Genomic DNA, 8313 nt, shown 5'->3' with positions numbered 1-8313 from the left:
ATCTCGCTGAACGCGGACGTGCTGGTGATGGATGAGCCCACGGCGGCGTTGTCCGGTGTCGAGGTGGACCGGCTGTTCGCCGTCGCCCGGTCGCTACGCGATGCGGGTGCCGCGATCCTGTTCATCTCGCATCGGTTCGAAGAGGTCGAAGAGCTGTGTGAGCGGGTCACCGTGATGCGTGACGGCGCCCATGTCTCGACCGATCTCATGGCCGAGGTCACCATCGACCAGATTGTCCGTCGGATGGTCGGCCGGGAGCTCGATGCGCTGTTCCCGAAGCAGGACGTCGAGTTCGGCGAGGAGGTCCTGGGGGTCACAGGCCTGACCCGTGGCGGTGTCTACGATGACGTGTCGTTCGCCGTCCGGGCCGGAGAGATCGTCGCCCTGGCCGGGCTGGTGGGCGCTGGACGGTCGGAAGTCGCCCGGGGCATCTTCGGCATCGATCCCCGCGACATGGGCACCGTGCGTGTGAACGGCGCCGAAGTCCGCTCCGACGATCCGCGTGCCGCGATGGCCGCGGGCATCGCCCTCGTCCCTGAGGACAGACGCGAGCAGGGTCTCGTGCTCGATCTGTCGATCGTGCGCAATGCCACCCTCGCGCGGACCCGGTCGCTGGCGAAGCTGGGTTTCCTGACCGGCGCAGCGGAGAAGCGTGAAGCCGCGGAGTGGACGGCCCGGCTGCACACCCGGTACGGGCGTCTGAGTGACCCGGTCGGCACGCTCTCCGGCGGTAACCAGCAGAAGGTGGTCTTGGCCAAATGGCTGTCGACCCGGCCGAAGGTGCTGATCGTCGACGAACCGACCCGCGGCATCGACGTCGGCACGAAGGCCGAGGTTCACCGGCTGATGTCGCAGCTGGCCGCTGACGGTGTGGCCGTGCTGATGATCTCGTCGGAGCTTCCTGAGGTGTTACGCATGGCCGATCGGATCCTCGTGATGCGGGAAGGTCGCATGGTCGCCGAGATCGCGCGGCCGGACGCCACTGAGGAAGCCGTGATGTTCGCCGCCACCGGGCAGGAGGCGCACGCGTGACGACTGTCTCGCCGCAGCCGAGCGGAGCGCCGACCGACTCGGTCCACGAGGTGGACCCGGGCACACGGACAGGTTCTACGGTTCTGGACGCCGTGCTGCGGTTCCGCGCCCTCGGGCTGGCGCTGGTACTGGTGGCTCTGGTCATCGTGACGACGCTGGCCAACTCACGCTTCCTGTCTCAGCAGAGCATCCGCGACGTGCTGCTGTCCGCCTCGATCATCACGCTGCTGGCCACCGGGGTGACGATGGTGGTTCTCACCAAGGGCATCGACCTGTCGGTCGGCTCGGTCCTCGGTCTGTCCGCCTTCATCACGGCCCAGACGCTCGCCGAGAACCCGGGTCTTCCCATCCCGGTGGCGGGCTTGATCGGCGTCGGCGTCGGCCTCGCGTGCGGACTGATCAACGGGGCGGTCGTCGCGTGGGGGAAGGTGCCGCCGCTGGTGGCCACGCTCGGCACGTTGTACGTCTTCCGTGGCGTCGTGTACACGGTGGCCGGCGGGAGCCGGATCAACGCCGGCGACATGCCGCGGGGCTTCCTCGATTTCGGCACTGCCCGGATCTTCGGCGTTCCTTGGCTGTTCGTCATCGCCGGCGTGGTCCTGCTCGTCGTCGCGCTCTTCCTCGGCCGGTACCGGTCGGGTCGAGACCTCTACGCCATCGGGTCCAACCCGGAGGCCGCACGGCTTGCCGGCATTCCGATCACCCGGCGTCTGATGACCGCGTATCTCGCCTCCGGAGCGCTGGCCGGCATGGGCGGCGTGCTGTACGCGGCGCGCTTCGGCACGGTCGACGCCTCGGCCGGCTCCGGGCTGGAACTGGACGTCGTCGCCGCCGTCGTGGTCGGCGGCGTGGCCATCTTCGGCGGCAGCGGCACGGTGCTCGGTGCAGGACTCGGAGCGTTGGTGCTCACGGTGATCAACAGCGCTTTGCCGGTGCTCGGCGCCAACCCGTTCTGGCAGCGTGCGATCGTCGGCGCCCTCATCGTCGGAGCCATCGCACTGGATCGGCTGGTTGCGGCGCGGGTGGCCGTCTCGTTGCGGAAGAAGGGCTCCCATGTCGGCTGACGTCATTGCCGCGCCCGCTGAACGGCGGTCCTGGTCGCGCTTCGCCACCTGGGACGTTGCCGTGATCGTGGTCGCCGCGATCGTGATCGTGGTGGCGGCCGTCGGCGTCGAGCACTTCGGGACGACGCGTAACTTCGGGTTCCTGATCTTGGAGATGGCGCCGATCCTCGTCCTGGCGCTGCCCCTGACCCTGATCATCGTCACTGGTGAGATCGACCTGTCGGTCGCGAGCATGGTCGGATTGACCAGTGCCTCCATGGGGGCGATGTGGGACGCTGGGCTGCCCCTGGAGACCATCCTGTGGGTCACGGTGCTGATCGGTGCGGTCCTCGGCGCGGTCAACGGGTTCTTCGTCACGGTCCTCGGGTTGCCTTCGTTGGCTGTCACCATCGGGACGCTGGCGCTCTACCGCGGCCTGGCGTTCGTCCTGCTCGGGGACACGGCCGTGGCGGACTTCCCGCGCCCGTTCACCAACTGGGCGATCGGCGGCATCGGCGGTGAGTGGATCCCCAATGTCACCATCCCGATCCTTGTGCTGGTGGCCTTGTTCACCGCGGTGCTCCACGCCACCTCGGTGGGGCGCTCGACGTACGCCATCGGTGCCAACCCGGTGGCCGCGGCGTTCGCCGGCATCCCGGTCGGCAAGGTCAAGTTCTGGCTGTATGTGCTCTCCGGAGCCGTCGCAGGCCTGGTCGGGGTGTATTGGACGCTGCGGTTCTCCAGCGCCAGGGCCGACAACGCCAACGGGCTGGAGCTGACCGTCGTGGCGGCCGTCCTGCTCGGCGGGGTGTCGATCTTCGGCGGCAAGGGCACGCTGCCCGGCGTCGTCGGCGGTGTCGTCCTGCTCACCGCGCTCCAGAACGCATTGCGTCTGAGTGGCCGTAGCGCCGACCAGCTGACCATCGTCACCGGTGTCCTGCTCATCATCTCCGTACTGGCGCCGAACATCGTCAGCTCCGCACGCGCTGCGCTGACACGCCGACGGCGGGCCCGCGTACCCATCTCCCACGACCCCGTCTCTCTTTCCGACGCGAGAAAGGACCCATCATGAGGCACATGACCACGGTGCGCAGGACGTCGCGGCGGCGGATTCTTCCGCTGGCCGCCGGGCTGGCTGTCGCGCTCACACTCGGCGCCTGCGGTGGCACCACCCAAGGCGATGACGACACCAGCGGCGACGAGGGTGATGACGACGCACCCGCCGCCGAAGCCGACCCCGAGGGCGAATACCAGGAAGGCCTGGCCATCGCCATGCTGCCCAAGTCGGTGAACAACCCGTACTTCGAGGTGTCCAGTGAAGGCGCCGAGGCGGTCGTCACCGAACTCGGCGGCGAGTACGAGTACACCGGGCCCTCGGAGGCCACGGCGTCGTCGCAAGTGGACTACATCAACACACTCAGCCAGCAGGCCGCCGACGCCGTCCTGCTGTCGGCCAACGACCCGAACGCGTTGTGCTCGTCGCTGGATCAGGCACGCGCCGCCGGGACGTATGTCGTCACGTTCGACTCCGATGTCGACGCCGAATGCCGCGACGCCTTCGTCAGCCAGGTCGACGGCGACGAGGTCGGCAGGGCGCTGATCGAGATGGCTGCCGAACAGGTCGGTGGTGAGGGCCAGATCGGCATCCTGTCCGCGACGGCGAACGCGACCAACCAGAACGCGTGGATCGCTGTCATCGAGGACGAACTCGCGAACAACGCCGATTACGCCGACATCGAGCTGGTCGCCACCGTCTACGGCGACGACGAGGACGAGAAATCGTTCACCGAGACACAGGGCCTGCTCCAGTCCAACCCTGACCTGGACGCGATCATCTCGCCCACCACGGTCGGGATCGCGGCCGCGGCCCGATACCTGCAGGGCTCGGAGTACCAGGGAGAGATCGCACTGACCGGGCTCGGCACGCCGAACCAGATGCGGGAGTTCGTCAACGACGACACCGTCACCGAGTTCGCGCTGTGGGACCCGGGAGCGCTGGGCGAGCTGGCCGCGTACGCCGGCGCCGCGATGGCGTCGGGAATCATCACCGGCGCCGAAGGTGAGACGTTCACCGCCGGCGACCTCGGCGAGTACGAGATCGGGCCGGACGGCGTGATCACCCTCGGCCCGCCGACCCGATTCAACGCCGACAACATCGACGACTTCGAGTTCTGATGGCGCGAGTCAAGGACCGAGGTGGAAGACCCGCTCCGCGTTGCCCTGGAAGAAGGCCCTCTTGTGCTCCAGTGGCCATGGCAGCGAGTCGTAGGTGGCCACCTCCTCGGGAGCCCATTGATATGGGTAGTCCCACGAGAACATGAGGTGGTCGATCCCCACGACCTCGCGAACGAACTCGATCGCAGGGTGCCAGGCCATCCCGCTCGTTGTGTAATAGATGTTCTGTCTCAGATAGTCGCTCACGGGGCTTCGCAGCGGTTTCAGAGCCTCGTAGCGCTGTGACCTCACGGCGGCGCCATGCATGAAGTCGAGGCGCCACATCCAGAACGGCAACGCCTCACCGAGATGTCCGACCACGATCTTCAACGTGGGGTAGCGGTCGAAGACGCCCGCGGTGATCAGCCGCAACAGATGCAGGCCGGTCTCCACCGAGAACCCGTAGACCGCGCCGTCGAGGCCTGCCTCGATGAAGGGCTCCGCCATGCGCGGGATCGGCGTGTTGGGATGCAGGTAGATAGGTGTGTCGAGCGCCTCTGCCGCCTCGAAGATGGGGTCGTACCTTTTCGCGTCAAGGTACTGGCCCTGGACGTGGGAGTTGAGGATCACACCCTTGAACCCGAGCTCGTCGTGTCCGCGCCGGATCTCCTCTGCGGCGGCTGTGGGGTCCTGGGGTGCGATGGCCGTCAGCGCCTCGAACCGGTCAGGGTGCTGGTTGACGACATCCCGCAGCTCATCGTTGATCTCGATGGTCAACGGCACGGCGACCTCTCTGCGGAGGACCTGGGTCCCGGGCGTGGTGGTCGAGAGGATCATCACGTCGACACCGGCTTCGTCCATGGCGGCGATCCGCCCCTCGTCCGCCTCGACGATGCGCGCGGCGAGCGTCGAGGCGCGCTCGGTCGAGCCGAGGTAGTAGCCCCAGAGGCTACGGAACCCAGGATCGGTGATCGAGCCGGACGCCAGCTCGCGCCGGTAGATCTCCAGCATCTGCCGAGAGGCCCATGCTTCCTCAGTGGCGATGCGCTTGTAGTCGCTCGAGAACGCGAGCACGGTCATCTCTTCATCTCTCTTCGTCGCGCGTCAGGGGCTTCGGGATCGGTTGCTCGTCTAGAGATCGGACTCGTCCCAGTCGTTCATCTCGTCAACTAGATCGTGGGTGTAGAGGCCATCGACATCGACGTCGCCTTGGATCTGCCCGGACTCGACCATGTAGTCGACGAAGACCTGCCACGTGCCGTCCTGGTGGGATCCCCACTGGCTCTCATCCGGTTCGAGGGAGTAGGAGCCTTCCATACGGCGCTGGAGGATGCTCAGGTCGTTCGCCATCGCCTCCTCCTCGGAGACCTCCACCGACTTCGTCGACGGATCGAACTCCCACAGCAGCCGTACGCACTCCTCGGGGTCCTGCTCGCAGGATGCCACGCCCTTGAACACGGCCCGGCCGATCGCCGCGAAGAGCTCGGGCTCGTCTTGGAGCCGTTCAGGCAGCGCCATGAGTCCTCCCGCGTTCAGACCGGAGACGAAGTCCGATTCGAGCACCTCCACCTCCACGCCGGCATTCAGCATCGTCTGGTATTGCGAGTCGTAGGTCGACAGCACGTCGACCGCGTCCGATCCCAGGGCCGCGATCGCCTGAGGTCCGGCGCCGATCTCGACGAACTGCAAGGACTCGGGGTCGACGCCGGCCTCGGCGGCGACCGCCTTAGCCACGTAGACGCCGTTGGAGGCGAGGCTCACCACGCCGACCCGTGCGCCCTCCAAGTCCGCTGCCGTCTGCACAGCGCCGCCTTCGAAGGTTGCGACGCCGAAAAGCGTGCGGCGGAAGAGCATGGCGTAGTACTGCGCCGTGAACTCTCCGTTCTCGTGCCCGATCACCACGGGCTCCGGCGCCGCGATCGCCACGTCGGCGGCGCCTTGCTGCAACTGTGTGGCCGAGGTGGCGCCCCCGGGGAAGTTGACCCACTCGACGGTGAGCCCTTCGTCCTCGAAGTACCCCAGCTCGTCCGCTGCCGCCAAGGGCGCATAGCTCGATGTCCACGCGGCCTGGGTCACGACGATCGTGATAGAGCGTAGATCGTCGTCGCCGCCTTCGCCGGGGATGCCACACGCACCCGCGATCACGGCGACGGTCATGGATGTGGCCGCACCAGCCAGGACGCGTCGCCTGGATACTGTGTTGGGGTCTCGCACCTTAGCTCCTTCGCTCGGTATGTCGATCGCCGTCTGTACGACCCTTCGGGCCCTGCTGTGCTCGCCTCCGGCTTCTGATCGCCGCCTAGGACCCCGAGATGGCGTCGAGACCCTTGCCCTGCCAGAAGACGACCTTCGCGCCCAGCCAGCCGATGAGGGAGGTCAGCGTCATTCCGATGGCGGAGAGAATGACGAGGACCGCGAAGGTCGTGGCGACGTTGAGGTTCGTCGATGAGAGCTGGATCATGTAGCCGAGGCCGGCCTGAGCGCCGACGAACTCCGCGACGATCGCGCCGATGATGGAGAACGTCAGCGCGATCTTGAGGCCGGCGAAGAAGTACGGCAGGGCCGCCGGCATCTGCAGCATCCGGAACGTCTGCCATTTCGTTGCTCCCAGGCCCCGGAACATCTCCATCCGGTCGCGATCCGCCGACTGGATGCCCGCTATGAGGTTGATCAGGAGCGGGAAGAACGCCAAGAGGGCGGTCGTCACCACCTTCGAGGTCATCCCAAACCCGAACCACGTCAGCAGCAACGGCGCGAGGGCGACCTTCGGTACGGCTTGGAGGGCGACGATGAGAGGCATGAAGGCGCGCTCGATGAGCTCCCAGCGGGTGACCACGGCAGCGATGACCGTGGCGAACAGGATGGCCAGGCCGAAGCCGAGCAGCACCTCCTGCAGCGTGACCCAGGTGTGCGTCACGAGCACTCCGCTCGTGACGCCGTTGACCAGGGCGGTTACAACCTCCATGGGCGGCGGAAGGGTGTAGCGGGGCACATCGAGGAGACGGACGATCGCCTCCCAGCCGGCGAGGAGAATCACCACCAGCCCGAGGAAGGGGCCCACCCGGCTCACCAGCTGTCCGACGGCGACGAGGCCACGGCCGCTGCGGGACATGGCCTCCGCGCTGGGGACGGTCTGCTTCTGGACGGCTGACATCACGCCACCGCCTTGGTGTGATCGGCCAGGTGCTCGTCGAGGATGGCGCGCACCTCGCCGGCATACTGTCCGAAGCGTTCCGAGTTCACGTCCTTCAGGGTCCGCGGACGTGGCAGGCCCACCGGCAACACCTGAGCCACGCGGCCGGGACGTGGCGTCATCACCACGACCCGGTCGGCGAGCAAGACCGACTCGGCGATGCTGTGGGTGACGAAGGCGATCGTCGTGCGGAACTCCTCGTGGATGCGCAGGAGCTCGACCGTGAGCGTGTCGCGCGTCATCGCGTCGAGCGCGCCGAACGGCTCGTCCATCAACAGGATCTCAGGGTCCTGGATGAGCGCCCGAGCGATTCCCACACGCTGTTGCATGCCACCGGAGAGCTGATGCGGATAGCTCGCGGCGAAGCTGTCGAGGCCGAGCACCGTGAGAAGCTCCTTGGCCCGCTCGCGGTAAGGCGCCAGCTTGGCGCGGCGCACCCGGATCGGGACGAGCACGTTCTCGATCACGTTCTTCCACGGCAACAGCAAGGGCTGCTGGTACACGATGCCGATCCGGTGGCTCGGGCCGGTGTGCCGCTGACCCGCCAGCAGCATCTCCCCCTCCGTCGGCATGTGCAGACCGCCGAGCAGCCGGAGCAGCGTGCTCTTTCCGCATCCGGAGGGGCCGACGAGGGTGACCACCTCGCCTTCAGCGACGTCCAAGGTGATGTCGGTGAGCGCCTGGACCGGTGTGCCCTTTTTTGCCTGGTAGGTCTTGCTCACGCCGCGTAATGAGACGAGGGGACGTGCTGCTGGATCCACGATGATCCTCCCGATACTGTTGCTATAGCAACAAGCGATGGTCCTATGTTGCTATAGCAACTAGTGAGAGGCAAGGGTCTTGGGCGAGCTTCATGAGAAAAGGGCGGCGGGGACCGCCGAGGCCGAGCTC

At 66.9% G+C, this 8313-nt stretch carries 8 protein-coding genes; 4 read left to right on the top strand and 4 right to left on the bottom strand.

The window, feature by feature from the left end:
* The 4 genes from ELR45_RS05750 to rhaS all read left to right on the top strand — a co-directional run.
* The coding region (locus ELR45_RS05750) for a sugar ABC transporter ATP-binding protein (protein ID WP_205856096.1) at positions 1 to 1032 on the top strand (1032 nt) is incomplete at its 5' end.
* Positions 1029 to 2096: an ABC transporter permease gene (locus ELR45_RS05745; protein WP_205856094.1), complete on the top strand. Its 1068-nt coding sequence runs from the start codon at positions 1029 to 1031 to the stop codon at positions 2094 to 2096. The genes ELR45_RS05750 and ELR45_RS05745, both read left to right, overlap by 4 nt.
* On the top strand, positions 2086 to 3147 hold the full coding sequence (locus ELR45_RS05740; protein ID WP_129664136.1) for an ABC transporter permease: 1062 nt from the start codon (positions 2086 to 2088) through the stop codon (positions 3145 to 3147). The genes ELR45_RS05745 and ELR45_RS05740 overlap by 11 nt, the downstream gene beginning before the upstream one ends.
* Positions 3144 to 4250, top strand: a complete 1107-nt coding sequence (gene rhaS, locus ELR45_RS05735; protein ID WP_205856092.1) for a rhamnose ABC transporter substrate-binding protein — start codon at positions 3144 to 3146, stop codon at positions 4248 to 4250. The genes ELR45_RS05740 and rhaS overlap by 4 nt, the downstream gene beginning before the upstream one ends.
* A gap of 9 nt (positions 4251 to 4259) precedes the next feature.
* Here rhaS and ELR45_RS05730 read toward each other — a convergent pair whose 3' ends face one another.
* The 4 genes from ELR45_RS05730 to ELR45_RS05715 all read right to left on the bottom strand — a co-directional run bounded on the left by ELR45_RS05730 (position 4260) and on the right by ELR45_RS05715 (position 8144).
* A complete protein-coding gene (locus ELR45_RS05730; RefSeq protein WP_129664134.1) occupies positions 4260 to 5309 on the bottom strand; it encodes an amidohydrolase family protein in 1050 nt (349 codons plus the stop codon).
* Positions 5310 to 5360: 51 nt separating this feature from the next.
* Entirely contained in the window at positions 5361 to 6443 is a 1083-nt protein-coding gene (locus tag ELR45_RS05725) for an ABC transporter substrate-binding protein (RefSeq protein WP_129664132.1), read from the bottom strand.
* A gap of 85 nt (positions 6444 to 6528) precedes the next feature.
* Complete coding sequence (locus ELR45_RS05720) at positions 6529 to 7383, bottom strand: ABC transporter permease (RefSeq protein WP_205856090.1); 855 nt, start codon at positions 7381 to 7383, stop codon at positions 6529 to 6531.
* The gene (locus ELR45_RS05715; RefSeq protein WP_205856088.1) at positions 7383 to 8144 is read right to left on the bottom strand and encodes an ABC transporter ATP-binding protein; all 762 of its coding nucleotides are present in this window, start codon (positions 8142 to 8144) and stop codon (positions 7383 to 7385) included. The genes ELR45_RS05720 and ELR45_RS05715 overlap by 1 nt, the downstream gene beginning before the upstream one ends.
* Positions 8145 to 8313: the final 169 nt, after the last annotated feature.

The organism is Phytoactinopolyspora endophytica, assembly GCF_004138495.1.
GTDB classification, from domain to species: domain Bacteria; phylum Actinomycetota; class Actinomycetes; order Jiangellales; family Jiangellaceae; genus Phytoactinopolyspora; species Phytoactinopolyspora endophytica.
The sequence above is the reverse complement of the archived record's forward strand: the minus strand, read 5'-3'. Positions and strand labels throughout refer to the sequence as shown.